This window comes from Rhizobium sp. AN68 (assembly GCF_030758035.1).
GTDB classification, from domain to species: Bacteria; Pseudomonadota; Alphaproteobacteria; order Rhizobiales; family Rhizobiaceae; genus Agrobacterium; species Agrobacterium tumefaciens.
In genome coordinates, this window is sequence record NZ_JARWMI010000002.1 from 1,526,940 (window position 1) to 1,551,604 (window position 24,665).

The window sequence follows — 24,665 nt, forward strand, 5'->3', positions numbered from 1 at the left end:
TGCGGGCGGCAATTACATTTGGTAATCAAGCCGTTAGGATTGGCAGTGCTTCGCCACCATTCAGTCCGCTGCGAATTCGCACGCCAACAGGGTCTTGTCGCCAAGTGCCGCACCTTCGCGCGCCACAATGGAGACTTTTCCCGGTCCAGCCAGACCTTCAGGCGGCTGCTGGTCCTGCGGAAGCTGCCGGGCATAACCCTTGGTCGATGTACCCATCAGGTCTGAGGTTTCCGGTTTCAAATCATATTTCGCTGCCAGAGCATCGGCACGCTGGCCCTTGATCAAAACACCGACTGCACCATTGGCGAAGAAGACTTCGTCACTCTCAAACCCATCGCGGCCGATCTGGTTCGGAAGCTTATAGATAGCCGCACCCAAAGACGATGTGTCGGCCTTTGCAAGTTTTTCGGCGGCATCATAAATTTCGGTCGCCGATGTCATCGAATAGGGCGGATTGCACAGGGCCGCATCATAGAATGCGGGATCGATTTCGGCAGCCAAAGCGCTACCGGCATGAAGCGCAGTAATGGCTACGGACATTACGACGGTGCCGCGAAGGAAAGGTGTGAATGCAAACATTGGCGTCCCTTGGAATTTGCCTGTCGTCCGTTTGAAGAGATTGCGTCAGGCTTTGCCATTCCTTGGAGCACCATAATTCACGCCCTGTCGATATACGCGAAGCGTTTTCCCCAGCTCGCCAGAACAAAACTCGTCATCCGACCGCAAGGAAAGCGTGGCGAAAGACGGCATTTCCATAGCGGGAATGAAAATGCTCTGTTGTTGCTAGCCCGGCCGATCCAATACAGCTTGGCCGGCTTCGTGTTTGACAATCCGCAGCATGGGCTGCCCGCCCATCTCGGCGGATTCAAACCGGGCAAGAAGGTCGAATGAGGTTACGGCTTCGCCCGCCTTGAAGCGTTTTCCGTGGACGGCGAGATGTCCGAGCCCAAATACGGCAAGAAGAGCCTCCGTCGGGTTATCCGACGACGTGTCGAAGAGCAAATTCGTTTGGCCGAAATGCTCGAGACCCGTAGTCCAGGCTCTGGTCGCGCCGTTCTCCCGGATCACGAAGGCGCCATAGGCAAGCATTGTTGCTGTCTGTTGCGGCTGATCCAGGTGACTATTGGCGTAGCTCAGACAGTCGTCGAGATCGGTGCGGCCGACGATGAGGTCTAGATAATGCAACACAACGGCGCGCATCGGTGCAAGCTGGTGAATGCCGAGCAGGGTCATGGCGATCTCGTTATGTGCCACTGTGGGGTCGTCGTCATCCGCCACGATCATCAGTTTGAATTTCGCCTGATGGGTCGCACGGCACAGGTCATCATGCGCAGCTTTTGCATTGATGCAGAACGTGTTCGTCCAGTCGACTTCGACCCGCGCTACCGCAGGATAGTGAGCAGGAATTGCCAGCGTTCCCACCGCCTCGGGAATGCCAACGAAGACGCGGGTTCCGCCGCGAAAGCCGTCAAAGACGCCTTCGCTCTCCAGTTGCTCACATTCGTACCCTTCAAGGCCCCAGGCTTCGATCAGCGCCTCAGCCGACAGGGTGGGCAAATCGTCAAAATAGAGTGTTGCCGAAAAATATTGAACATTGTCGCTTGTCACTACGATAACCTCATATTTCCGCTGCACTAGTCCGGCCGTTTTCACAGGCGGCGATAGCCCATCTAGTCGATTTTTGCGACAATATGATTTGCGCCGTCGCCAGAGCGATTATCCACTGATGGCTCAGAACGGTAACCGTTCGAGATGATCCCGATGCGCCCATGTCAATACGACACAGTTTGCCCGTACAGGTCGACGATTGGCAACAAACGGTCTGGTGGCATTGCAGTCCGGCTTTATGCGGCAGCGCCAAGAAGTTCCGCCTGACGACGGATCGCAGTCTCGATCACATGCCACAGTGTTTCCGCAGCGGAGCGCATGCCGAGGATGGCAAGGCGGTCCGGCGCGCGCCGGATGACAAAAACGCTCATATGTTCCATGCCTGTGCGCGTGGCGGTCCCTTGCCCGAATACCGAGGGATCGAGGTTCACCAGCTTCTGCATGAGCGCGACAATCGGCGCCTCGCCTGTGTCGCTCTCGATTTCGAAGGCGACGAAGCCATCGGTCTGTTCCGTCACGGAACAGGAAGGGCAAAGGCTCGCGAGTTCTGCGGCGAAATCCGTTTCGGCCCGGTCTGCGGCCTCAATCAGCCATTGGCCCGGCCCCGTCCAGAAAGCTGAAACCGTGCCTTGCTGGACCCATTTTCCGGGACCCGGCAAGGTGAGGTCAAAGGGCACCGGTTCTTTGACGTTGCGGCGCAGGCTGAGCGATGCGAGGGCAAGCCCCGAATTTTCCTCAAGTCGCAGCGTGCCATGGCAGGCGCGCCGCGAAGTTTGCGCGCCGAGTGCGGTTGTCGGCTTCAAATCAGGCACGGAGTCTCTCTCCCTCAGGGTCGATGAAATGGGGCGAGACCACACGCAATTCGACCGACTGTCCCTGCAAGGGGTTGGCCGCGACGATGATCTCTCCGATACGGTTTGCACCATCGGCAAGGAAACCAAGACCGATGCTGAAACCGAGGTTGGGCGAATAGCAGGCGGATGTGATCCAGCCTTGATCGGTCTCGGTATTCTGGCTGGCGCCGCGGGTAAACAGATGTGAACCTGACACCACAGGGTCCGTTGCCGCAAGCGGCTGCAGGCCGACGAGCACCCGGCTTTCGCCGACAAGCCCTTCGCGGCGAGTCATGACGGTACCAATCGCGTCTTTCTTGGCCGAAACCATCCTGCCCATGCCCAGCATCTGCGCCGTCGTCTGGCCGTTCAGCTCGTTTCCGGCAGCATGGCCTTTTTCGATACGCATGACACCAAGCGCTTCCGTCCCGTAGGCGGTGGCTCCAAGATCCGCACCGATTTCCATCAGCCGGGACATCAGGGCATTACCGTAGCGGGCGGGGACTGCAATCTCGTAAGCAAGTTCCCCTGAAAACGAGATTCGGAACAGCCGTGCTCGCAATCCCCCGCAAACCGTCAGTTCGGCGCAGGCCATGAAGGGAAAGGCTGCGTTGGAAAGGTCGAAACCATCGACAATGCGTTCGATAAGGCGTCGGGCGTTCGGACCGGCGACTGCGAGCTGTGCCCAGGCATCCGTTGCCGAGATCAATTGCACATCCAATTCCGGCCACAGGCATTGACGGGCGAATTCCATGTGACGATAGACCGGGCCGGCCTGGGCCGTGGTCGTGGTGACGATATAATGATCCTCACCCAGACGGGCACAGGTGCCGTCATCATAGGCGTGGCCGTCTTCCCGCAGCATCAGGCCGTAACGGACCATGCCGACCTTGAGGCTCTTCATTGCATTGCAGTAGAGACGGTCGAGAAATTCAGCCGCATCGGCGCCCTGAACATCCACCTTGCCAAGCGTCGTCACATCGCAGATGCCGACGCCCTTTCGGGTGGCCAGAACCTCGCGGTCCACGGATTGCCGCCAATGGGTCTCCCCGGCTTGAGGGAAATATTGGGCACGCATCCATTGACCGACTTCGACGAAAACGGCGCCATGTGCTTCAGCCCAGGCATGGCTGGGTGTCAGGCGGCGCGGACGGAAATGTGCGCCGGTGTCGCCGCCGCCGAGTACCGCCATCGAAACCGGCGTATAGGGAGGGCGAAAAATCGTCGTACCCGTATCCGGTATCGATTTGCCCGTCAGTTCGGACATGATTGCCAAAGCGGTGGCATTCGAGGTCTTGCCTTGGTCAGTTGCCATACCAAGCGTTGTCCAGCGCTTGAGATGCTCGATGGGCCGCATGTTTTCCTGATGGGCGAGCTTGATGTCCTTGACCGTGACGTCGTTCTGAAAATCGACCCAGGCGCGCCCTGTCCCCGGCACATGCCACAGGGGCTTGATGCCGATTTGCGTATCCTCGGCCTCCGGCAGGGCTGGCCTGGATGCGGCGATCCCCATTTGCTCCAGAGCCGTTATGGCAGCGGATGCACCGGAGATCAGCGCCGCCCCCGTGCTGCCTTTGCCGGCCGCCGCCCCTGCAACGAGCATATGCGAGGGTACGTCGCCGGGCAGGAATGCCTGTAGCCCGTCATCCCATAACGGGCGACCGCGCTGGTGCGATGTAAGATGAACATTGGGGTTCCAGCCCCCGGAGATACCAAGCGCACCGCAATCGATGGTTTCGTCATAGCCATCCTTCCGGACAGCGATGGAAACCAACCCCAGCCTGCCTTTGCTGCCGGTAACTGTCGCTCCCGCAATCAGGCGGTATTCCGCAAGCGCCCGCGCATCCGGGCGCGGATCGATGACTGCGGCGATCTCGACACCTTTCGCAGCCAGGTCGACAGCGGTCCGATGGCCGTCATCGTTATTGGTGAAGATTGCGACCCTGCTTGCCGGACTGACTGCCCAGCGATTGGCATAGGCACGCAGCGAACCGGCAAGCATGATCCCCGGCCGGTCGTTATTTTTAAAGGGGATATGCCTCTCTGTCGCCCCGGCGGCAAGCACCGTGCGCTTTGCAGTGATGCGCCAGAGGGACTGGCGTACGCCCTTTGGTGCGGCAAGATGGTCGGAAACCCGCTCGACCGCACCGAATATGCCATGGTCGAATGAGCCGAAAACCGTGGTGCGGCGCATGACGCGCAGGTTCGGCAGGGTTGAAAACTCCGCCTCGAGCGTTCCGATCCAGTCGGTTGCAGGGGCGCCGTCGAGCAGGTGGCTCTCTGCAAGCAGGCGACCTCCGAGGCGATTGTCCTCGTCCGCCAGAATAACCTTGGCACCGGCACGCGCCGCGGTCAGGGCAGCAGCCAGACCGGCGGCTCCGGCGCCGATGACCAGCAGATCGCAGTGAAGGAAACCCTTGTCGTAACTGTCGGGGTCCGGTTTCATCGACAGGCTTCCAAGTCCCGCAGCCTTGCGAATGGCGGGCTCATAGAGCTTTTCCCAGAACGCCTTCGGCCACATGAACGTCTTGTAGTAAAAGCCTGCGGTCAGGAAATCGGCAAACAGGTCATTGATCGCAAGGGCATCGAAAGACAGGGACGGCCAGCGGTTCTGGCTTTTCGCCTCCAGCCCGTCGAACAGTTCGACCGTCGTGGCGCGGGTATTAGGCTCCAGCCGCGATCCCGTGCGCAATTCGACCAGCGCATTCGGCTCTTCTGAGCCGGCAGAGATCACGCCTCTGGGGCGATGATATTTGAAGCTGCGCCCCATCAGGCGGACATCGTTTGCCAGAAGTGCAGAGGCGAGCGTGTCGCCGGGATGCCCCTGATAATTCTTTCCATCGAAGGTGAAATGCAGCACCTTGCTGCGGTCGATCAAGCCGTCCTTCAGTCTCATGCTTCATCTGCCTTCTGACGGAGCGCTACCTCGTTTGCGAGTTCCGCTCCGAGGATTTCATGGGTGACGGTGTTTCGCGTGACCACGAGCCAGCTGCGATCACCCTGTTCGTGAAACCACAGTTCCCGATGCAGGCCGGCGGGATTGTCACGCAGATAGACATAATCGTTAAAGTCTTTCGCAGCGCTCTCAGCCATTCCGTCCGGACGACGCAACAGGGCGGCATCGCCGAGATAGGTGAATTCCTGAGCGTCGCGCGGCCCGAGCAGTGGGTGAGGGATCAGCATTGTTCAAGCCTCAGTGAAGGTTCGGTTGGGCGCCGGCGCCCTTTTCGTCGATGACATAGCCCTTTTCGAACCGGTCGAGGCGATAGGCCTTTGCCGTATCATGCGGGGTATCTGTGGCCAGCAGATGCGCGAATGCATAGCCGCTGGCCGGCGTCGCCTTGAAGCCGCCGTAACACCAGCCGGCATTGAGATAGAGGCCCTTCACAGGCGTGTGGTCGATGATCGGTGAACCGTCCATCGACATGTCCATGATGCCGCCCCATATGCGCAGCAGGCGCGCCCTGCCGATCATCGGCATCAGCGCCATTCCGCCCTCGGCGACATCTTCGATCACGGGCAGATTGCCGCGCTGGGCATAGGAATTATAGCCGTCGATATCGCCACCGAAGACCAGGCCACCCTTGTCGGACTGGCTGACGTAGAAATGGCCTGCTCCGAAGGTTATGACGCCCGGTATGGTCGGCTTCAGCCCTTCCGAAACGAAGGCTTGCAGCACATGGCTTTCAATAGGCAGACGCATGCCCGCCATGGCCATGACGCGGCCGGTCGATCCCGCCACGGCGACGCCGACCTTTCCGGCACCGATGTAGCCACGGCTGGTTTCCACGCCCTTGATCGTTCCATCCTCGATGCGAAATCCCTGGACTTCGCAGTTCTGGATAAGATCGACCCCTGCCAGATCGGCGCCGCGCGCGTAACCCCAGGCAACGCCATCGTGGCGGGCAGTTCCAGCGCGGCGCTGGTAAAGGCCGCCCTTGATCGGAAAGCGTGCATTGTCGAAATTGAGAAACGGGATCATGGCGCGGAGATCGTCTTGCGCTAGCAGTTGCGCGTCCGCACCGGCCAGCAGCATGGCGTTGCCGCGACGGCGGTAGGCATCGCGCTGCGCGTCGGTGTGGAACAGGTTCACAATGCCGCGCTGGCTTACCATCGCATTGAAATTGAATTCCTGTTCAAGCCCTTCCCAGAGTTTCATTGAAAATTCGTAGAATGGCTCGTTTCCGGGGAGCAGATAGTTTGAGCGGATGATCGTGGTGTTGCGCCCAATGTTTCCCGATCCCAGCCAGCCTTTTTCCAGAACGGCGATCCGCGACTTGGAAAAGGTTTTGGCTAGATAGTAGGCCGTTGCAAGTCCATGACCGCCACCGCCAACAATGATGAAATCGTAATGAGGTTGCGGATCGGGGTTCCGCCACAGTGGGCGCCAGCCCTTGTGGCCGGTCAGGGCCTGTTTGAAAACCTGGAGAGCCGAATAGCGCAAATCTGTGTTCCTCGAAAACAGGGCGGTTGTCCAAGTTTATAGCGCGATACCGCACGATTTTTTTATCCGTGACGGACGCATTATTGTCCAGTTTGGCCAAGTCGGCTAAGCTTGCCCTGGGGATTGTCTTGGAGCAGGTCATGCACGCCGAAGGGTCGATGTCGATCGGGTTCATACTCATTGAGGGTTATGCGCTGATGTCGTTGGCTGCGGCGGTTGAGCCGCTGCGCGCGGCCAATCACCTTGCCGGCAAAACGCTCTACCATTGCCGGTTTTACTCGGCGAATGGCGGGTTTGGCGCATCCACGTCAGGCGGAGGTTTCGATACCGCGCCCGTTTCGCGGGCTTTGTCTGAGAAGCTGGATCTGGTCTTCATCGTCGCGGGCGGAAATCCCATGCTCTATGAAGATCCGGCACTTGTGCGCAACCTGCGCGCGCTCAACCAGCGGGGTGTCAAGCTCGGAGGCATTTCCGGCGGCGCGGCGATCCTTGCCAAATCCGGTCTGATGACGGGCAGACGTTTTACCGTTCACTGGACCCACATCGATCCGCTTAGTGAATATGCCAGCGATCTCCTGATCGAGCGTGCGCTCTACGTCATCGATCGCGATCGTTACACGTGCGCGGGCGGCGTTGCCGCCATTGACATGATGGGGGCTTTTATTGCGAAAGACCATGGTTCTGCCTTCGCGCGCGATGTCAGCGAATGGTTCATACATCCGCGTTTGAGAACGGCCGATGAGCCTCAGTTGGGCCGCGCCGGCCAACGTTTCAACGTCCACCACCCGGTACTCGAAGCTGCCATTGAACTCATGACGACCCATGTTGCGGATCCCCTGTCGCCGGAGCAGCTGGGCCAATTGTGCGGCAGCAGTATTCGCCAGCTCCACCGTCTGTTTTCCAGCCATTTCGACCAATCCATGATGTCTTTTTACCGTGGTCTTCGGCTGGCAAAGGCGGATGAGCTGCTGCAGCAGACCTCGCTTTCGATCGTTGACGTGGCCTTGCTGACGGGGTTCTCGACCGCTGCCCATTTCACCCGTTGCTACACCCAGAAATACGCCGTTCCGCCCAGCAGAAGGCGTCGTGCCGTGAGAGATTTCGAGCAGCCGTCCGATGGTACCTGACGCCCTACCGGAACAGCGTGCGGTTTTTGCGATGACACTTCGGCAAGGCAGTGCGTCATGCCTGACGTGAAAGGGCCGTTACGCGCTCCGCATCATGGATCAAGCCCATGATACCCTCGCTCATATCGGCATAGACGCCATTGTTTTCGACCACGCCTTTAACCCGATAGCGGTCCATGACAACAATGCGGTCGGCCAGTGCCACCATCTCCGGCATGTCACTGGTAATGACGAGAATGGCGGTGCCGCTGTCTGCAAGCTCGCGCAGCAGATCGTGCAGATAGGCCTTGGTCTTGATGTCGATGCCAACAGAAGGTTCGTCTACAATCAGCAGCTTCACGTCGGCCGCAAGCCACTTGGCGACGCTGATCTTCTGCTGGTTGCCGCCGGAAAGATTACCCACGGTCTGGCTCAGGCTCGGCGTCTTCACCTCAAGTTTCTGCAGGAAAGGGGTGACCGCCGCACGGATGCGGCTGTCGGAAAGCACGCCGAATGCGTTTGAGAGCTTGCGCCAGATGGGAACGCCCGCATTGGCAAGAACGGAATGCTGGAGAATGAGGCCGTCACCCTTGCGGTCCTCGCTGACATAACCGACGCCGTATTCGTGGATGGCTTCGGCAACGGAGCGGATGCGGGCCGGGCGATCTTCGATCCGGACTTCGCCTTCCGTGACGGCGAATTTACCCATGATCGATTTTGCCAATTCGGTGCGCCCAGCGCCCACCAGCCCGTAAAGGCCGACGATTTCACCCTTGCGCACAGAAAGACTGACATCGCGATGGCCGATTGCGGTAGAAACACCTTTGAGTTCAAGCACCAGCGGATTGTGCTCGACCGCGCGTTTGCGCCAGCCACCGCCGCCTTCGGCACGGCCAATCATCAGGCGCACCAGGTCCTGGCGTCCGAGACCTTCCATAGACCGGCTTTCGCAGGCGTTTTCGCCATCCCGCAGCACCGTCACCCGGTCGCAAATGTCGAGAACCTCCTCCAGCTTGTGGCTGACGAAGACAAGGCTTGCGCCGTCATCGCGCAGGCGGCGCAGAATGCGGAAGAGGTTGTCCGTTTCGCTCGGGGTCAGCGATGTCGTGGGTTCGTCGAGCAAAAGAACCCGGCTTTGCAGGGAAAGCGCCTTTGCAATTTCCACGAGCTGCATTTGCGCAACGGAAAGCTCGGATACCGGCATCGCCGGATCGACTTCCAGATTGAGAGCTTGCAGCCAGCGGCGTGCATCGCGGTTCAGCGCGGCGTAGTCGATGGGTTTGAGATAGTGCGCCCCAAGCTTTTCCATGTGGATATTCTCGGCAATCGAGAAGCGCGGGATGAGGTTGCGTTCCTGATGGACGACACCGATGCCGCGGGCAATGGCCTCGCGCGGGTTGCCGAAGCGTACTTCCTCGCCATCGACAAGGATCTGGCCGTTGCTCTGATGGTGGACGCCGGTAATGACCTTGATCAACGTCGATTTGCCGGCGCCGTTCTCACCCAGCAACGCGTGGATCGATCCCGGCTCCAGCGAAAGATTGACGCCCTTGAGCGCCCGAACGCCGGGAAACACTTTTTCGATGTTACGCGCCTGAAAAACAGGTTGCTTGTCCATGATGTCAGGCCTTTCCTGTCTTTTTGCCGAGATGCGTTTCGCGCAGGCGGTTGATGCCAACGGCGGCGAGGATCATTGCGCCGAGCACCACCTGCACGAGGAACGGATCGATGGAGAACAGTACGAGTGCCTGCGTGATGATGGCGACGATGACGACGCCGAGCAGGGTCGCCCCCACGCTGACATGCCCGCCAGCCAGTACGGCACCGCCGATAACGGGTGCGGCAAAGGACAGGATGAGCCAGTCGTCACCAATGGAAGGCTGGCCGATCTGCAGGCGGGATACGAGCAGAATGCCGGCGACCGACGCCAGAAGGCCGGAAATGCCGTGCGCCACGATCATTGTCGTGCGGATCGAAATGCCGGAAAGCTCTGCCGCATGACTGTTGCCGCCAATGGCAAGGATGAAGCGGCCTATCGGCTGGCGGCGCAGCATGAACCACAGCGCGAATGCGATGATGATGGTGGGTGCTGCGAGCCACGGAACCGGGCCAACGAGCAGTGCCGAGCCGAAGGCTTTCACCGATTCCGGCACGCCGTAGAACGGCTCCGCCCGGGTGATGCCGAGGTTGATACCCTTGTAGATCGACAGGGTCGCCAGTGTGATGACGAAGGCGGAAATGCCGGTGATGGCAATCAGCAGACCGTTGAGCATGCCGCAGACAACACCGATCAGCACCGCGGCAATGGCGGCCACCGGTGCCGGAAGCCCCCAGACCTGCATCAGTCCCGCAAAGGAGATTGCGGCCAGTCCGCCGATTGCGCCCACGGACAGGTTCATCTGGCCAATGGCAATGATGATCATCTGGGAAAAGGCGATGAGCGCATTGACCGCGATTGCAAGAAGCAGAATCTGGATGTTGAAGGAAGAGACGAAGTTGGGGCTGAAGCCGCGGATAAGCGCGATTGCCAGCACCGTGACCAATAGGGGGCCGAACCAGTCGGTTCTGGCAAGGCGTAGAAGGGTGTTGTCGGTCTTCATCGTCCAGTCCTCAAGCCAGGTTACGTCGGGCGAGATAGCTTCGCCGCGCCTTGTCCATCAAAACCGCTAGCAACAGCAGCAGGCCGAGAAATGTCTGGACCCAGAATTCACCGAGCTGAAGCAGCAGCAGGCCGCTGGTGAGCATGGTGACCAAAAGTGCGCCAAGACAGGTGCCGAGCACCGAAACCTTGCCGCCCTGCAAAAGCGTGCCACCGAGAACCGGGCCGAGAAAAGCTGGCAGAAGCCAGTCCTGCCCAAGCTGGCCTGCCATGGAAGGAATGGCGGCCCCCGTGCGCGTCACCAGCATCAGGGCAGCCAGTGCCGCAAGCAGGCCCGACAGCATGTGACAGGCAATGAAGATACGGTCGACCCGAATGCCGGAAAGTTCCGCCGCTTCCGGGCGTGCGCCTGCCGCCAGCATTTCGCGGCCAAGAACGGTGCGTCGGTAGAGAAAGGACAGGGCAAGCGCCGTTGCAAGCGTGACGAGAAGCAGCGGCGAGAAATAGGTCGCGAGCTTCATTTTTCCGAAGGCTGCGAAGATCGGCGGTAGGCCACGGTAGGCCTCGGCGCGCGTCAGGAAGATCATCACGCCGAAAAAGATGCTCATGGTGGCAAGCGTGATGATGAAGCTGTGCAGCCCCGTGCGGATGACGGTCCAGCCATTGACGAAACCGAGCGCCGCGCCGGTGGCGAGACCGCCAATGAGGGCGAGCGGCCACGGCACGCCAAGCACCTCGATCAGATAACCACAGGCCATGGCCGCCGAGACACCGATCGCTCCAACGGCAAGATTGAGGCCGCCGGTCACGATCACCGCCATCATCGACAGGCCGATCATGATGTTGATCGCGGCACTGCGACCAAGCGTGAACAGATTGAAAGGCGAAAGGAAGCCGCTGGCCGCGACGCCAAAAATGACGGCGAAGACGACGATCAGCAGAATGAGGCCGAATTCATTGGTCAGAAAAAAGCGGCCTTGCGAAAGGCTGGACCCCATTCGTCTGTCGCCCTCCTGCGAGCCCTTTGTGAGCAAAGTATCGTTCACGGTCATGAAACTGTCCCGGTATTGGTTCGCCCGAAGCGCCTGCGCGGGTCGCCTGGTCATTGCGCTGCCGCCTGAAAGAATATTTTCTGGCGGGGCAGATTGCCGGGCGCGGTCGTTTGCCGCCCGGCAATTGCTCGAGGCATGATTAGTTGCAGCTCAGATAGGTCGTATCGAAGTTGGTGAGCAGCTTTTTGGTCTCGGCGCGCATGGCATCGATGTAGTTGTCCACCTTGGCGGCATCGACATAGGCGGTGCCGGAATCGATGAACTTGGTCGTCAGCGCATTGGATTTGAACGGCGCATCTTCCTTCACCTTGCAGCCGGCCTGAAGTTTGCTCAGTGCAAACGCGCCGATATAACCCTGGCCATAGGGGTTCTGAAGCATCGTGCCGTCGACGAAACCGTCCTTGATCGCTTTCAGCACGACTTCGTCGTGGTCGATGCCGACCATGTGGATGCGCTTGTCGCCGATCTTGCGCAGTGCGTTGGAGGCAACGACCGCAGGAACCCAGGCTGTGGTCACGATGCCGTCCACTTCGGAAGCGTGGGCGGCTAGGTAGGCGCTGATCTTTTCTTCCGCCGGTTCCGGCGCGTCGATATCGGCGATGACCTGAACGACCTCGGCGCCGGCTTCGTCAGCTGCCTTTTTCACGGCATCGATACGAAGCTGGGTGTTGGGGTCCACAAGGAAGCCGGTGAAATGGGCGATGCGTTTTTTGCCCGTTCCCATCGCCTTGATCAGCTCCTTGGTGCCGAGATAAGCGGAATTACCGGTGTCGGTACCAAGGCAGAAGGCGGCGGGCGAGGGGTCCTTGAAGCATCCGGCGCCAGCAATCACATTCGCGCCGTTGCCGGTCAGTTCCTCTGCTGTCGAGACCGCGCCGACGGGATCGCCTGGGAAAATCAGGAAGCCGTTATAACCCTGGCTCAGAAGGCTTTCGAGAAGCTGGTTCTGCTGTGCCAGTTCCCACTTTTGCGGCACCTTATAGTCGGCGCCAGCCAGGCCGAAGTCCTTGGCCGCGTCCTTGCCGGCCTGTTCCCAGGCGGCGAAATAAGGGTGCGGACCGCCCGGAACGAGGGCGATCTTGCTGGCGTCCGCCGCCTGCGCGACACCGCACGCTCCCGCGCCGATGATTGCGGCAGCGACGAGGCTGCGCATGAAATACGTCATGTTTTTCTCCTCCATGAAACGGCCTGCTCCTTAAAAAAAGCGACTGGAACCTCCCTTAATCGCTCTTTCTCCCAACAGCCGGCTTGCGTAAGCACCATGGACACTAGTATACTTGTATCCAAGTAGCAACGAGATTTTCACGACCGCCTTTTGAAGGGGAGCGTTCATGACGAAAAACACCACTGCCGGTTTCACTGGGCGCGGCGCTCATCAAGAGGCCCCCGGCTCCGGAATCGAAAGCGTGGAGCTTGTGGTCAATCGTTATGGCTCGGTTGCCGATCAGGTTCATGCGGCGTTGCGTCAGGCGATCGTCGAGGTCCGCCTAGCGCCCGGTGCGCCGATCAGTGAAAACTCGATCTGCCGTCAGTTTTCGGTGTCGCGCACCCCGGTGCGTGCCGCGATCCAGCGCCTGTCGGAAGAGGGTCTTGTGGACGTCTATCCGCAACTCGGCAGCTTTGTTGCGCCGATCAGGCTTGGCGAAATTCAGGACAGCCATTTTATCCGCCGTTCACTCGAAGTGGCTTTGCTGCGCGAAGTCGCGCCGAAGTGGACGAAAGAAATGAGCCGTACGATGCGCGACGTCATCGCCGAGCAGGAAAGAGTGATTGCCGCCAACGACGCATCCGGTTTCTTTCATGCCGACGAGGCGTTTCACCGCCTGCTCGGCACGTTTTCCGGTCGCGAAGGTGTCTGGCAGGCGATCCTTGCTGCCAAGGTGACCCTGTCGCGGTTCCATCGTTATTGGGCAAAGCCGGAACGATTGCCCGCCGTCATCGAAGAGCATCTGGCAGTCGTGGATGCTCTCGACCGTGGCGATGCCGAAGGTGCGGAAAAGGCGCTGGTGACGCATCTGGATATGGTTTTCGTGATCTACGAACAGTTGCCTGAAGAAGAGCGGAAGCATTTGTCCATTTGATAGTGGACGTGGAGGAGACAGAATGGAACTGAAACACAAGACGGCGCTCGTGACAGGCGCTTGTGGCGGCATCGGCCGTGCCGTGGTTGCGGCGCTGGTCGCGCAAGGGGCGAGGGTAATCGCCTTCGATCGCGACATCGAAGCTGTTGCGGCGCTTGCGGAGGGGTTTGGCGGTGCTTGTGATCCCGTCGCCGTCGATCTCGGCGATGCGACGGCGCTGCAGGCCGTCATGAAAGATGTCGCCAACCGTTTCGAGGTCATAGACATTCTCGTCAACAATGCCGGTGTGCTGTCGCCGCACAAGCTGGGAGCGACCACGCTTGATGACTGGCACAGGCTGATGGCCGTCAATCTCGATGCCGCCCTGCTGCTGACGCAGGCCGTCGTTCCCGCCATGAAGGAAAACCGCTGGGGGCGGCTGATCAACATCTCGTCCTATGCCTGGAAGTCCGGTGGCCTGACGGCGGGCACGGCCTATTCGGTCTCGAAATCGGCGCTGGTGGGCCTCACTTACTCGTCCGCTCGCGAACTTGCCCCTTTCGGCGTCACCGCCAATGCAGTCGCGCCGGCCTATGTGGTTTCGCCGATGATCATGGAGCAACTGTCAGAGGAAGACCGCCAGCGCCAGCTTGCGGCCATTCCCGTCGGGCGGTTCTGCCAGCCGGAAGAGGTGGCCCATACCGTAGGTTTCCTCGCTTCGCCGCTGTCCGGCTTCATGACCGGCACTGTCGTTGACATGAATGGCGGCCTGCAATTCGGCTGAGATACGGAGATAAATGACCATGACAGAACGCCTCTCGTCCCTTGCGTTGCCGCATCTGCCAAACGACGTCCTTTTGCCCGCCTATGACCGCAAAGCGGTAACACCGGGCATCGTGCATCTTGGCGTTGGCGCTTTTCACCGCGCTCATCAGGCGGTCTTCATCGATGATTGCCTGGCGCGGGGCGAAACCGGCTGGGGCATTGTCGCTGCCTCGCTGCGCAGCCCCGATACTCGCGATGCCATCGCGCCGCAGGACAATCTCTATACATTCTGCCTGCGTGACGGTGAAAACGAAACGCTGCGGATTGTCGGTTCAATCCTCGAGACCATCGTCGCTCCTGATGATCCGGAGCGGCTGCTGCAAGCCATGACCGATCCGCGGGTCAGAATCGTCACGTTGACGGTCACGGAAAAGGGTTACCTCGCCGATTTGTCGGCGGGCACGCTTCTTCGTGACCATCCCGATGTCGTTCATGATCTGGCGCATCCGCAAAAGCCGCGCTCCGCGCTCGGTTTTCTGCTGGAAGCGACAAGACGCCGGCGGACCGCCGGGGCTGTGCCGCTGACTTTGCTCTCCTGCGACAATCTTCCGTCCAACGGTCGCATCCTGCACCGTCTTCTGGTGGAGATGGCTGGTCTCACCGATAATGATCTCGCTGCCTTCATCGCGGAAAATCTCTCCTGCCCCTGCGTCATGGTGGACCGCATCGTGCCCGCCACCACCGCAACCGACCGCGAGCGCGTGACCGCGCGCCTCGGCTGCGAGGATGCCTGGCCGGTAATTGCGGAACCCTACTTCCGCTGGGTAATCGAGGATCGCTTTCCGCACGGTCGCCCCGGCATCGAGCTGTCAGGTGCCGAAATCGTTGATGAGGTCGAGCCGTATGAGCATATGAAGCTCAGGATGCTGAATGGCGCTCACACCGCCATGGCCGCAATCGGTCAATGCAGCGGGCTTGAGACGATCGCCGATATCTATGCCGATGCGCGTGTACGCGATTACGTCGACCGTTACTGGCGGGAGGTTGGTTCGACATTGAGCCCGGCCGTCAGCGGACCGGACTATGTTGCCGGTCTGCGCCAGCGTTTCGCCAACCCCGCCCTTCGTCATCGCGCCGCCCAGATCGCCTCTGACGCTTCACAGAAAGTGCCGCAACGCATTCTCGCGCCGCTTGCGGAGCTGCGTACCGCAGGCGCGCCGAATAAGGCCGCTCTTTTTGCGGTTGCCATGTGGATACGGTCCTGCGCAGCGCTGAACGAGCGGGGAGAGGCAATTGTCATGGCCGATCCGGCATTTTCCGAATGGAGTGCACCCACCGGCAACGGCGAGGAGCAGGACGCGGTCATCGACCGGTTTTTAACATTCCGTCGCGTCTTCGGGCCTGAATGGCAGGCGGATGAGGCATTCGTAACGGCGCTTCGGGCGGCCTATCGCGACATCGTCCAATACGGCGCGCTCGGCGCCATCGAACGGCATTTTTCGGAGGAGTAGAATATGAAGGAAACCTGGCGCTGGTTCGGTGAATCGGACCCCATCACCTTGCAGCATGTGCGGCAGACCGGCGCCAGCGGCGTTGTAACGGCGCTGCACCAGATCCCCGACGGCACGGCGTGGCCGGCCGAAGAGATCGCCAAACGCAAGGCGATGATCGAGGCGGCCGGTCTGGAGTGGAGTGTCTGCGAATCCATTCCGATGGAACAGTCCATCAAGCGCGGCGATGCCGATGCGCCGAAGGCGATTGCGCGCTGGAAAGATACACTCTCCCGTCTCGGTCGCGCGGGTGTTCCCGTCGTCTGCTACAATTTCATGCCGGTGGTGGACTGGACACGCACGAACCTGCGCTGGCAGGCACGCAATACCGGATTGGCGCTGCGCTTCGAAATGGCGGATTTCGTCGCCTATGACGTCTTCATCCTGAAGCGTATTCGTGCTGCTGAAAATTACGACCCTGCGCTCGTGGCGCGAGCCGAAAAGCGTTTTGCGCAAATGAGCGAAGATGACCAGTCGCTTCTCGAGCGTAACATCATCGCCGGCCTGCCGGGCGGCGCCCTGGTGCAGACGCGCGGATCCATCGCCGCTCTGATTGCTTCGTTCGATGGCATCGACAGCGCGACCATGCAGGGCAATCTTCTGGCCTTTCTGAGAGAGGTCGTGCCGGTGGCGGAAGAGGTGGGCGTGCATCTCGGCATCCACCCTGATGATCCACCGTTCTCCCTGTTCGGCCTGCCGCGCGTTGTCTCGACACCTGCAGATATTCGCGCCATCCTCTCGGCCGTTGAAAGCCCGAACAATGGCATCACCCTTTGTACCGGCTCATACGGCGCCCGTAGCGACAATGATCTTGTGGCGATGGCACGGGAGTTCGCGTCTCGCATCAATTTCGCCCATCTTCGGAATGTGACCGTTGAAGCGGATGGTTCCTTCTTTGAGGACGATCATCTGGATGGCGGAACGGACATGATTGGAGTCATCGAGGCATTGTTGCGCGAGGAGCGGGCCGCCGCCAAGGCTGGCCGCCGCACCAATATTCCAATGCGGCCTGACCACGGCCATCTGCTGGGTGATGACATCACCAAAAAGACCAATCCCGGATATTCCTACATTGGCCGCATGAAGGGGCTCGGCGAACTCCGCGGCGTCATCCGCACCATTGAGCGCCAGCTTCGCCGCGAGGAGGGTACCGCATGAAAACCCGCAAACTTGGTCGCACGGCGCTGTCGCTGAGCGAGCTTTCCTTCGGCGCGGCCGGTATCGGTAATCTCTATCGCAGCGTCAGCCGCGAAGATGCGATGGAGACGCTGCAAGCCGCCTGGGACGCCGGCATCCGCTATTTCGATACCGCACCCTATTACGGGCAGGGCCTTTCCGAACGCCGCCTCGGGGATTTTCTTCAGGGGAAACCACGCGACGAATTCGTGCTGTCCACCAAGGTCGGGCGGATCCTGAAACCGGCTGAAGCGGGCGTGACACCGGATTACGGTTTTGTCGATGCACTGCCTTTCGTGGTGGAATACGACTACAGCTATGATGGCATCATGCGCTCGCATGAGCAAAGCCTCGCCCGGCTTGGTCTCGGTTCAGTGGATATTCTCTATGTCCACGATCTGGAGGAGACCACGCTTGGGGAAGAGGCCTATCGCCATCATTTCAGGATATTCACCGAAAGCGGCATCGAGGCCCTGCACGAGTTGAAGGCGACAGGCCGGATCGGCGCGTTCGGTCTTGGCGTGAATGAGGTTCCGGCTTGTCTGAACCTCATGGAGATAGACGAGATCGACTGCATTCTTCTGGCGGGTCGTTATACGCTGCTCGACCGGTCGGCTGCAGCAAAGCTGCTGGGGCGTTGTGCGGAAACCGGCACCTCGCTCGTCATCGGCGGCGTCTTCAACTCTGGCATTCTTGCGACGGGCGCAAGGCCGGGTGCGACTTTCAACTATAGTGAAGCAGCAGCAGATGTCATGGAGCGGGTGCGCGCCATGGAGCTCCACGCTGCCGGGCACGGGGTTGCACTTGCGGCCGCTGCCCTGCATTTTCCGCTGCAAAATGCCGATGTCGCAAGTGTCCTGATCGGCACCGCAAAACCGGACAGCCTTTTGCGCAACCTGTCTATTTTCGAAACGGCCGTGCCGGACGCCGCCTGGGCGGGTTTCGACGCGCTCGCCCTCGAAAATTGACCGCAACGACAGGGAGGAGGACGCCATGGATCTGATCGATACTCACCAACATCTCATCTTGCGAGGCAAGCTCGGTTATGCCTGGACACGAGGGGAGCCCAGCCTTGCGGGAAGCTTCACCCAGGCTGATTACGCAGCGCTTGTCGAGGGATGTGGCGTAGTGGGTACGATCTTCATGGAAAGCGGGGTGGATGACGGCGACTATCAGGCTGAGGCTCGCCTCATCGCCAGCATGATCGGCGAGGGTGGCTTGCCGATGTTCGGCCAGATCGCCAGTTGCCGACCGGAAACGGATAATGGTTTCGAAGCCTGGCTGGAGGAGTGCCGCCACCTCAACGTGGTCGGTTTCCGGCGCATTCTCCACGTTATGCCCGACGACCTCAGCCGCGAGGAAAATTACCGACGAAACGTGCGCACGATTGGAAAGGCCGGATGGCCGGTCGATCTGTGTTTTCATTCCCGCCAGCTTGCCATTGCCGCCGAACTTGTCGGGGCCTGCCCCGATGTGCGCTTCATGCTCGACCATTGCGGCACGCCGGACATTGCCGGAAACGATTTTCGGGAGTGGAGCGGGCGTATGGCCGACTTGGCGACGCTGCCCAATCTCTTCGTCAAACTCTCCGGCATCACCGCCTATTGTGCACCGGGATGCGCGACGCTGGAAAGCGTGACACCCTATGTGGAAACCGTGCTCAACCTGTTCGGACCTGAGAGAATGGTCTGGGGCGGCGACTGGCCGGTGGTCGATCTCGGCTCGGGTCTACCGGAATGGATCGGTATGACGAGTGAGCTTCTTTCGACGCTCTCGCCCGACGAGCAGGCATCGATCGGCCACCGCAATGCCAGACTGTTTTATTTGGCGACATAGCGTGCAGCTTTTCATGCCGATTGTGCATTGCGTCGGCCGGATATGCCAAGAAGCGCGCCGGCGCGCGCTTCATACGTCTGTGCTTTACTCGGCTGGCTGCACTGCGGTTGTCGTCGCAGAGCGGTTGGTCTCTCCAGAAAGGCTGCGCTGACCGAGGCTGATAATGGTGACTGTCGACAGGGTGGCGGCAATCGATACCCAGAAGCCGTTGCTCGGGCCGAAATTATCGATCACCCAGCCGGAAATAAAGGCGCCGAGCGCCATGCCGATACCGATGCCGGTCATCACCCAGGTCACGCCTTCCGTCAGCATCGATTCCGGGACGCGGCGCTCGATCAGGCCAAATGCCGTGATGAAGATGGGAGAGATTGCAACGCCGCTGAGGAATACGGCGAAGGCAAGCAGGGAAACTGTCGTGCTTGCAAAGAGGAGCGGCAGCGCGGTGAGCGCAAGGACGCTGACGGCGATCAGCAATTGCCGTTGCAGCGGCATTTTGGGGTTGATCGCGCCCAGAAGCAGGCCGACGACAAACGAACCGATGGCATAGACGCCGATGACGAGGCTGGCAGCTTCCGGTTGACCGAGTTCTTTGGTGATGGCAACTGCACTGACCTCGGCTGTGGCGAAAGTCGAGCCTACGAAGATCAGGGCGACCGTGATGATCTGGACCGAACGCAGCCGGATAGCCGAATGTTGCCTGCTGCCACTTTCAACCGCGCGTACCTTGGGTTCGGTCGATCGTTGCAGCAGAAAGGCAAAGGTACCGAGTGCCAGCGAGGCGGTGCTGATCATCATACCTGCTTCCGGAAAGAGTGAGACCGCGAGACCAACGGAGAGCGAGGCGCCGGCTATGTAGACAAGTTCGTCGGCGGCGGATTCAAATGCAAACGCAGTGTTCAGCTCAGGCCGGTCACGGAAGATTTCCGTCCAGCGGGCGCGCATCATCGCGGGAATACTCGGCATGGCCGCGGCGAGGAAGGCCGAAAGAAAGAGCGTCCAGGCAGGCCATCTCTGGTTGGTCGCGATAATCAGGATAGCAAAGGCGATGACCGATATGATGGTGGCCGGGACAAGGACGCTGCTCTGGCCCTTGCGGTCCACCAATCGGGAAATCTGCGGCGCGACCGCGGCATTGGTCAGCGCGAAGGTTGCCGAGACCGCACCGGCAAGCCAATATTCACCATGGGTCTGGGAAAGCATGGCGACGATGCCGATCGGTGCCATCGCAATCGGAAGACGGGCAAAGAAGCCTGCGGCGGAAAAGCCTTTGGCGCCCGGAGCCCGGAAAATTTCTCTATATGGATTAGACATCGGGATGCACCTTGTTTAGGGAGTATCCACCACAAACATACGTGGCGTATGCAAATGAAATAATTGCATACGTCGCGTATGTCAACTAGTATACGCGACGTATGTAGAATTCGGAGAAAAAATGCGCAAACCTCGCAGTGAAATGATTGCCGAGACGCGGGCGAAGCTTCTGGTCGCTGGCCGCAAGGCATTTGGCAGCATCGGCTATGCCGAAGCTTCGATGGACGACTTCACTGCCGAAGCAGGGCTGACCCGCGGCGCGCTCTATCACCATTTTGGCGACAAGAAAGGCCTGCTGCTGGCGGTTGTGGGTGAGATCGACGCCGAGATGACGAAAAGGCTCTGTGACATCTCGTCTAGGGCCGCGACGCGTTGGGAGGGTTTTGTCGAGGAAAATGTCGGTTACATTCTCATGGCTCTGGAGCCGGAAATCCAGCGGATCATGTTCCGTGATGGACCGGCCGTTCTCGGCGACCCTTCACGCTGGCCAAATGCCAATGGTTGTATCTCGGCCGTTGCGCGAAGTCTCGATGCACTGAAGCAGGAAGGGACGATCGTCGACATTGATCCGGAGGCCTGTGCGCGTTTCATCAATGCGGCGAGCAGCAGTGCAGCCCAGTGGATCGCGAATTCCGACGACCCCGAAACGACCTCGAAACGCGCCGTCGACAGTTTCCGCACCTTTCTGGAAGGGCTGAGGATCACACGCTGATCCGCTTGTCGCCGGTTCTGCGTACACATCAGGGTCAATCTCGTTCCGGCTGAGTGGGTAACCCCGAGCAGGCGATATTCCCTGAAGCGCGCTGAGCGGATCGTGCTGTCTCTCTCCCCCGTAGACTCGTTAACGCGCCAGGGATGATAAGAAATTGCGGGCTCATCGATACAGTTTTTCCTCCTTGAAGAAAAACCGGCCGATCCGGCTGATTTCTGTTTACTTTTGTCGAAATTGCAACGCATCACGCTGTTTGAATTCGCTGTAAGGCCTTTCGCAAACTACGGAGGATGAGATGAAAGCACTGGTGCTGGAAGAAAAAGGAAAGCTCTCGCTCAGGGAGTTCGACATTCCCGGCAAGCTCGGACCCAAGGATGTGCGCATCCGTACCCATACCGTCGGGATTTGCGGCTCGGACGTCCATTATTACACCCATGGCAAAATCGGCCATTTCGTTGTGCATGCGCCGATGGTGCTGGGCCATGAAGCTTCCGGAACGGTAATCGAGACCGGTGCCGAGGTTGCGCATCTGAAGCCGGGTGATCGCGTCTGCATGGAGCCGGGCATTCCCGATCCGACCTCGCGCGCATCCAAACTTGGCATTTACAATGTTGATCCGGCGGTCAGCTTCTGGGCAACGCCACCCGTTCACGGTTGCCTGACACCGGAAGTCATTCATCCCGCCGCCTTTACATACAAGTTGCCCGACAACGTTTCCTTTGCCGAAGGCGCCATGGTGGAACCCTTCGCCATCGGCATGCAGGCAGCGCTCAGGGCGCGTATTCAGCCCGGCGATGTTGCCATCGTGACGGGCGCCGGTCCGATCGGCATGATGGTTGCGCTGGCGGCGCTAGCCGGCGGTTGCGCAAAGGTGATCGTTGCCGATCTTGCCCAGCCGAAGCTGGATATCATCGCAGCCTATGACGGCATCGAGACCGTCAACATCCGCGAACGTGACCTGTCGCAGGCCGTGGCTGATGCGACGGATGGCTGGGGTTGCGATGTCGTTTTCGAATGCTCTGGCGCTGCACCCGCCGTGCTCGGTATGGCGAAACTCGCACGTCCCGGCGGCGCCATCGTCCTCGTCGGTATGCCGGTCGATCCGGTGCCGGTCGATATCGTCGGCTTGCAGGCAAAAGAGCTGCGGGTAGAGACGGTTTTCCGCTACGCCAATGTGTATGACCGTGCGGTCGCTCTCATCGCGTCCGGCAAGGTCGATCTGAAGCCGCTGATCTCCGCGACCATTCCCTTCGAAGACAGCATTGCCGGTTTTGATCGTGCGGTGGAGGCAAGGGAAACGGACGTGAAGCTGCAAATTCTGATGCCGCAATAATCCCTTCCGGCAAGCCGCCTGCCGATGCAGGGGCGTCAAAAACCCTTCGGAAAAGTATAAGCTCGACCTGCCGGTGATCGGCGGGTCGAGCTTTAAAAATCATCACATCGATCTTTAAGATGCGCATTTTCTGGGCGTATGGCGTGCAACTGCGCGAAAAAATGGGCGCAACCGCTGGCTTAGTTGTCGGCGGATGCACGGCACTCTTCAATTTCTGACAAAAAACAGTCAAAAAAGTATCGGTAATTTCCCCGGTATGATGTGGAAGTAAATGTGCCGCAGGCCATATGCTCCCCATCAACGCCTGGGACGAGCCATAAAGAGGAATGGCTTTGCTCCGCGAATACGGCGGACGTGACCGATGGGAGGAAACATCGATGCAGCCCGATCTGGAACTGGTACATATCCGCAAGGGCGAATCCTTCGCCGCCTGGCGGCATGGCTATCCGTTCCGCACCGTGCGCTGGCATTACCATCCCGAATATGAAATTCATCTGGTCGTGGCGACGTCAGGCACGTTCTACATTGGCGATTTCGTCGGTCGCTTCGGCCCGGGCCAGCTAATCATGACTGGCCCAAATCTCCCTCAAAACTGGATCAGCGAGATCGAGCCGGACGAGATCGTTCCCACGCGCTCTCTCGTCATCCAGTTTCCGGAAGCTTTTATCGAGGATGCCTGCGCTTCCATGTCCGAGATGGAGGTAGTTCGCGCCCTTCTGGACCGCAGCCGCCGCGGCATTCTGTTCGACGATGAGACCAGCGATCGCGTTCGCCCGCTGATACTGCGTTTGATCGAGGCGCAGGGGTTGAAGCGTCTTGCGATTTTTTGGGAAATTCTCGATCTGCTGGTCAATGCGCCGGCGCCCGAGGTGCTGGCGAGCCTGAGCTACGAGCTGGACCTGACGGGCATCGGCGATAGCGGCATCAACCGCGCCTTGTCGCATCTGCGCCAGCACCTGACCGAACAGGTCGAGGAAATCGATCTGGCCGACATGGTTGGCCAGAGCCAGAGTGCCTTCTCCCGTGCCTTCAAGCGACATACGGGAACGACTTTGGTGCGCTATCGCAATCAGCTGCGCATCGATCTGGCCTGCCAGATGCTTCTGGTGGATCAGGACGTGAAGGTGGCGGAAGTCTGCTACGACGTGGGCTTTTCAAACCTTTCGAATTTCAACAGGCATTTCCTGAAGCTGAAGGGAATGTCGCCATCGAGGTTTCGTACGGTATTCGCGGCCCAGAAGGCAGCGGTCATGGCGGATTAAACCAAGATACATCGCGATTTTTCACCAATTCGGGCAGAGGACTGTCCGGAAACGGGCTCTTATTGCCCAGATTTTCCAAACGGGAGGAAGTTACTATGAGAATGAAATCCAAGTTCCTGATGGCATCGGCCGCACTTGCAATGATGGCCGCTCCGGCATTGGCACAGGACAAGCTGAAAATCGGCATGACGTTCCAGGAACTGAACAACCCCTATTTCGTCTCCATGCAGGAAGCGCTGAAGGAAGCCGCGGCAAGCATCGGCGCTGATGTTGTCGTCACCGACGCCGGCCACGATGTGGCAAAGCAGATTTCCGACGTGGAAGACATGCTGCAGCAGAAGATCGACATCCTGCTTCTGAACCCGACCGACAGCGCCGGCATCGAAGCCGCCGTGCACGCTGCCAAAGCTGCCGGCGTGATTGTCGTTGCTGTCGACGCCAACGCAAACGGCCCGGTCGACACCTTCGTCGGCTCGAAGAACCGTGACGCAGGCTACAAGTCTTGCAAGCATCTCGGTGATGCGCTCGGCGGCAAGGGTGAAGTTGCAATCCTCGACGGTATCCCGGTCGTGCCGATCCTGCAGCGCGTCGAAGGCTGCAAGGCAGCGCTTGCCGAATTTGCCGACATCAAGCTTGTCGACACGCAGAATGGTCGTCAGGACCGCTCCGTTGCGCTCGGCGTCGTTGAAAACATGATCCAGTCCCGTCCGAACCTCGCCGGTATCTTCTCGGTGAATGATGGCGGCGCAATGGGTGCACTCGCTGCGATCCAGGGCTCCGGCAAGGACATCAAGCTGACCTCGGTTGATGGTGCTCCCGAAGCTGTGAAGGCAATTGCCGACGGCGGCCCTTTCATCGAAACGACTGCGCAGTTCCCGCGTGACCAGGTGCGCGTTGGCCTTGCCATGGCGCTTGCCCAGAAGTGGGGCGCCCGCGTCGTTCCGAAGGAAGTACCGATCGACGTCATGGTCGTTGACAGCAAGAACGCCGGCGACTTCAGCTGGTAAGAATTCCTCCC

At 59.6% G+C, this 24,665-nt stretch carries 22 protein-coding genes; 11 read left to right on the plus strand and 11 right to left on the minus strand.

The window, feature by feature from the left end:
• Positions 1–60: 60 nt before the first annotated feature.
• The 6 genes from RBH71_RS10430 to RBH71_RS10455 form a co-directional block, all read right to left on the minus strand.
• Positions 61–579: a hypothetical protein gene (locus RBH71_RS10430; protein WP_003518238.1), complete on the minus strand. Its 519-nt coding sequence runs from the start codon at positions 577–579 to the stop codon at positions 61–63.
• 204 nt (positions 580–783) lie between these two features.
• Positions 784–1,608, minus strand: coding sequence for a hypothetical protein (locus tag RBH71_RS10435; protein WP_003518236.1), 825 nt, complete (start codon positions 1,606–1,608; stop codon positions 784–786).
• A gap of 236 nt (positions 1,609–1,844) precedes the next feature.
• Entirely contained in the window at positions 1,845–2,420 is a 576-nt protein-coding gene (locus RBH71_RS10440) for a sarcosine oxidase subunit gamma (RefSeq protein ID WP_003518234.1), read from the minus strand.
• Complete coding sequence (locus tag RBH71_RS10445) at positions 2,413–5,337, minus strand: sarcosine oxidase subunit alpha family protein (protein ID WP_003518232.1); 2,925 nt, start codon at positions 5,335–5,337, stop codon at positions 2,413–2,415. Before RBH71_RS10445 ends, RBH71_RS10440 begins: the two co-directional genes overlap by 8 nt.
• Entirely contained in the window at positions 5,334–5,624 is a 291-nt protein-coding gene (locus tag RBH71_RS10450; RefSeq protein WP_003518230.1) for a sarcosine oxidase subunit delta, read from the minus strand. Before RBH71_RS10450 ends, RBH71_RS10445 begins: the two co-directional genes overlap by 4 nt.
• Before the next feature lie 10 nt (positions 5,625–5,634).
• Positions 5,635–6,885 (minus strand): sarcosine oxidase subunit beta family protein, encoded by a 1,251-nt coding sequence (locus tag RBH71_RS10455; RefSeq protein ID WP_003518227.1) that lies wholly within the window; start codon positions 6,883–6,885, stop codon positions 5,635–5,637.
• Between the two features lie 140 nt (positions 6,886–7,025).
• Between RBH71_RS10455 and RBH71_RS10460 the strand changes: the two genes are divergently transcribed.
• A complete protein-coding gene (locus RBH71_RS10460; protein ID WP_003518226.1) occupies positions 7,026–8,012 on the plus strand; it encodes a GlxA family transcriptional regulator in 987 nt (328 codons plus the stop codon).
• Between the two features lie 55 nt (positions 8,013–8,067).
• Here the strand turns inward: RBH71_RS10460 and RBH71_RS10465 are convergent, their stop codons facing one another.
• From RBH71_RS10465 to RBH71_RS10480, 4 genes are all read right to left on the minus strand, one after another.
• On the minus strand, positions 8,068–9,609 hold the full coding sequence (locus RBH71_RS10465) for a sugar ABC transporter ATP-binding protein (RefSeq protein ID WP_003518223.1): 1,542 nt from the start codon (positions 9,607–9,609) through the stop codon (positions 8,068–8,070).
• Positions 9,610–9,613: 4 nt separating this feature from the next.
• Entirely contained in the window at positions 9,614–10,591 is a 978-nt protein-coding gene (locus tag RBH71_RS10470) for an ABC transporter permease (RefSeq protein ID WP_111800916.1), read from the minus strand.
• 10 nt (positions 10,592–10,601) lie between these two features.
• Entirely contained in the window at positions 10,602–11,642 is a 1,041-nt protein-coding gene (locus RBH71_RS10475) for an ABC transporter permease (RefSeq protein WP_019566870.1), read from the minus strand.
• 139 nt (positions 11,643–11,781) lie between these two features.
• Positions 11,782–12,822, minus strand: a complete 1,041-nt coding sequence (locus tag RBH71_RS10480) for a sugar ABC transporter substrate-binding protein (RefSeq protein ID WP_003518216.1) — start codon at positions 12,820–12,822, stop codon at positions 11,782–11,784.
• A 151-nt stretch (positions 12,823–12,973) separates the two neighbouring features.
• Here RBH71_RS10480 and RBH71_RS10485 point away from each other — a divergent pair, with 151 nt between their 5' ends.
• From RBH71_RS10485 to RBH71_RS10510, 6 genes are read left to right on the plus strand one after another with little or no spacing between them, the layout of a single operon-like run.
• Entirely contained in the window at positions 12,974–13,723 is a 750-nt protein-coding gene (locus RBH71_RS10485) for a GntR family transcriptional regulator (protein ID WP_003518215.1), read from the plus strand.
• Positions 13,724–13,745: 22 nt separating this feature from the next.
• Positions 13,746–14,486, plus strand: coding sequence for an SDR family NAD(P)-dependent oxidoreductase (locus tag RBH71_RS10490; protein ID WP_003518213.1), 741 nt, complete (start codon positions 13,746–13,748; stop codon positions 14,484–14,486).
• Positions 14,487–14,505: 19 nt separating this feature from the next.
• Positions 14,506–15,978 (plus strand): mannitol dehydrogenase family protein, encoded by a 1,473-nt coding sequence (locus RBH71_RS10495; RefSeq protein WP_323687271.1) that lies wholly within the window; start codon positions 14,506–14,508, stop codon positions 15,976–15,978.
• A gap of 3 nt (positions 15,979–15,981) precedes the next feature.
• Positions 15,982–17,175 carry a mannonate dehydratase gene (gene uxuA / locus RBH71_RS10500; RefSeq protein WP_323687272.1) on the plus strand — a complete coding sequence of 398 codons (1,194 nt, stop codon included), beginning with the start codon at positions 15,982–15,984 and terminating at the stop codon, positions 17,173–17,175.
• Positions 17,172–18,161: an aldo/keto reductase gene (locus tag RBH71_RS10505; protein WP_065705758.1), complete on the plus strand. Its 990-nt coding sequence runs from the start codon at positions 17,172–17,174 to the stop codon at positions 18,159–18,161. The genes uxuA and RBH71_RS10505 overlap by 4 nt, the downstream gene beginning before the upstream one ends.
• A 25-nt stretch (positions 18,162–18,186) precedes the next feature.
• Positions 18,187–19,029, plus strand: a complete 843-nt coding sequence (locus RBH71_RS10510; RefSeq protein WP_111800914.1) for an amidohydrolase family protein — start codon at positions 18,187–18,189, stop codon at positions 19,027–19,029.
• Positions 19,030–19,113: 84 nt separating this feature from the next.
• Here the strand turns inward: RBH71_RS10510 and RBH71_RS10515 are convergent, their stop codons facing one another.
• Positions 19,114–20,340: an MFS transporter gene (locus tag RBH71_RS10515; protein WP_025595119.1), complete on the minus strand. Its 1,227-nt coding sequence runs from the start codon at positions 20,338–20,340 to the stop codon at positions 19,114–19,116.
• Between the two features lie 121 nt (positions 20,341–20,461).
• Between RBH71_RS10515 and RBH71_RS10520 the strand changes: the two genes are divergently transcribed.
• The 4 genes from RBH71_RS10520 (at position 20,462) to RBH71_RS10535 (ending at position 24,654) form a co-directional block, all read left to right on the plus strand.
• A complete protein-coding gene (locus tag RBH71_RS10520) occupies positions 20,462–21,052 on the plus strand; it encodes a TetR/AcrR family transcriptional regulator (RefSeq protein ID WP_003518207.1) in 591 nt (196 codons plus the stop codon).
• Between the two features lie 295 nt (positions 21,053–21,347).
• Positions 21,348–22,385, plus strand: a complete 1,038-nt coding sequence (locus tag RBH71_RS10525) for an NAD(P)-dependent alcohol dehydrogenase (RefSeq protein ID WP_019566879.1) — start codon at positions 21,348–21,350, stop codon at positions 22,383–22,385.
• A 377-nt stretch (positions 22,386–22,762) separates the two neighbouring features.
• Positions 22,763–23,647 carry an AraC family transcriptional regulator gene (locus RBH71_RS10530; RefSeq protein WP_003518205.1) on the plus strand — a complete coding sequence of 295 codons (885 nt, stop codon included), beginning with the start codon at positions 22,763–22,765 and terminating at the stop codon, positions 23,645–23,647.
• A 95-nt stretch (positions 23,648–23,742) separates the two neighbouring features.
• A complete protein-coding gene (locus RBH71_RS10535) occupies positions 23,743–24,654 on the plus strand; it encodes an ABC transporter substrate-binding protein (RefSeq protein WP_013762239.1) in 912 nt (303 codons plus the stop codon).
• Positions 24,655–24,665 lie beyond the last annotated feature (11 nt).

What these genes read in the sequence shown, in the direction of transcription:
- RBH71_RS10430 (WP_003518238.1), bottom strand. Translation starts at nt 579, where the DNA reads ATGTTTGCATTCACACCTTTCCTTCGCGGCACCGTCGTAATGTCCGTA.
- RBH71_RS10445 (WP_003518232.1), bottom strand. Translation starts at nt 5,337, where the DNA reads ATGAGACTGAAGGACGGCTTGATCGACCGCAGCAAGGTGCTGCATTTC.
- RBH71_RS10450 (WP_003518230.1), bottom strand. Translation starts at nt 5,624, where the DNA reads ATGCTGATCCCTCACCCACTGCTCGGGCCGCGCGACGCTCAGGAATTC.
- RBH71_RS10460 (WP_003518226.1), top strand. Translation starts at nt 7,026, where the DNA reads ATGCACGCCGAAGGGTCGATGTCGATCGGGTTCATACTCATTGAGGGT.
- RBH71_RS10465 (WP_003518223.1), bottom strand. Translation starts at nt 9,609, where the DNA reads ATGGACAAGCAACCTGTTTTTCAGGCGCGTAACATCGAAAAAGTGTTT.
- RBH71_RS10470 (WP_111800916.1), bottom strand. Translation starts at nt 10,591, where the DNA reads ATGAAGACCGACAACACCCTTCTACGCCTTGCCAGAACCGACTGGTTC.
- RBH71_RS10475 (WP_019566870.1), bottom strand. Translation starts at nt 11,642, where the DNA reads ATGACCGTGAACGATACTTTGCTCACAAAGGGCTCGCAGGAGGGCGAC.
- RBH71_RS10480 (WP_003518216.1), bottom strand. Translation starts at nt 12,822, where the DNA reads ATGGAGGAGAAAAACATGACGTATTTCATGCGCAGCCTCGTCGCTGCC.
- RBH71_RS10485 (WP_003518215.1), top strand. Translation starts at nt 12,974, where the DNA reads ATGACGAAAAACACCACTGCCGGTTTCACTGGGCGCGGCGCTCATCAA.
- RBH71_RS10490 (WP_003518213.1), top strand. Translation starts at nt 13,746, where the DNA reads ATGGAACTGAAACACAAGACGGCGCTCGTGACAGGCGCTTGTGGCGGC.
- RBH71_RS10495 (WP_323687271.1), top strand. Translation starts at nt 14,506, where the DNA reads ATGACAGAACGCCTCTCGTCCCTTGCGTTGCCGCATCTGCCAAACGAC.
- uxuA (WP_323687272.1), top strand. Translation starts at nt 15,982, where the DNA reads ATGAAGGAAACCTGGCGCTGGTTCGGTGAATCGGACCCCATCACCTTG.
- RBH71_RS10505 (WP_065705758.1), top strand. Translation starts at nt 17,172, where the DNA reads ATGAAAACCCGCAAACTTGGTCGCACGGCGCTGTCGCTGAGCGAGCTT.
- RBH71_RS10510 (WP_111800914.1), top strand. Translation starts at nt 18,187, where the DNA reads ATGGATCTGATCGATACTCACCAACATCTCATCTTGCGAGGCAAGCTC.
- RBH71_RS10515 (WP_025595119.1), bottom strand. Translation starts at nt 20,340, where the DNA reads ATGTCTAATCCATATAGAGAAATTTTCCGGGCTCCGGGCGCCAAAGGC.
- RBH71_RS10520 (WP_003518207.1), top strand. Translation starts at nt 20,462, where the DNA reads ATGCGCAAACCTCGCAGTGAAATGATTGCCGAGACGCGGGCGAAGCTT.
- RBH71_RS10525 (WP_019566879.1), top strand. Translation starts at nt 21,348, where the DNA reads ATGAAAGCACTGGTGCTGGAAGAAAAAGGAAAGCTCTCGCTCAGGGAG.
- RBH71_RS10530 (WP_003518205.1), top strand. Translation starts at nt 22,763, where the DNA reads ATGCAGCCCGATCTGGAACTGGTACATATCCGCAAGGGCGAATCCTTC.
- RBH71_RS10535 (WP_013762239.1), top strand. Translation starts at nt 23,743, where the DNA reads ATGAGAATGAAATCCAAGTTCCTGATGGCATCGGCCGCACTTGCAATG.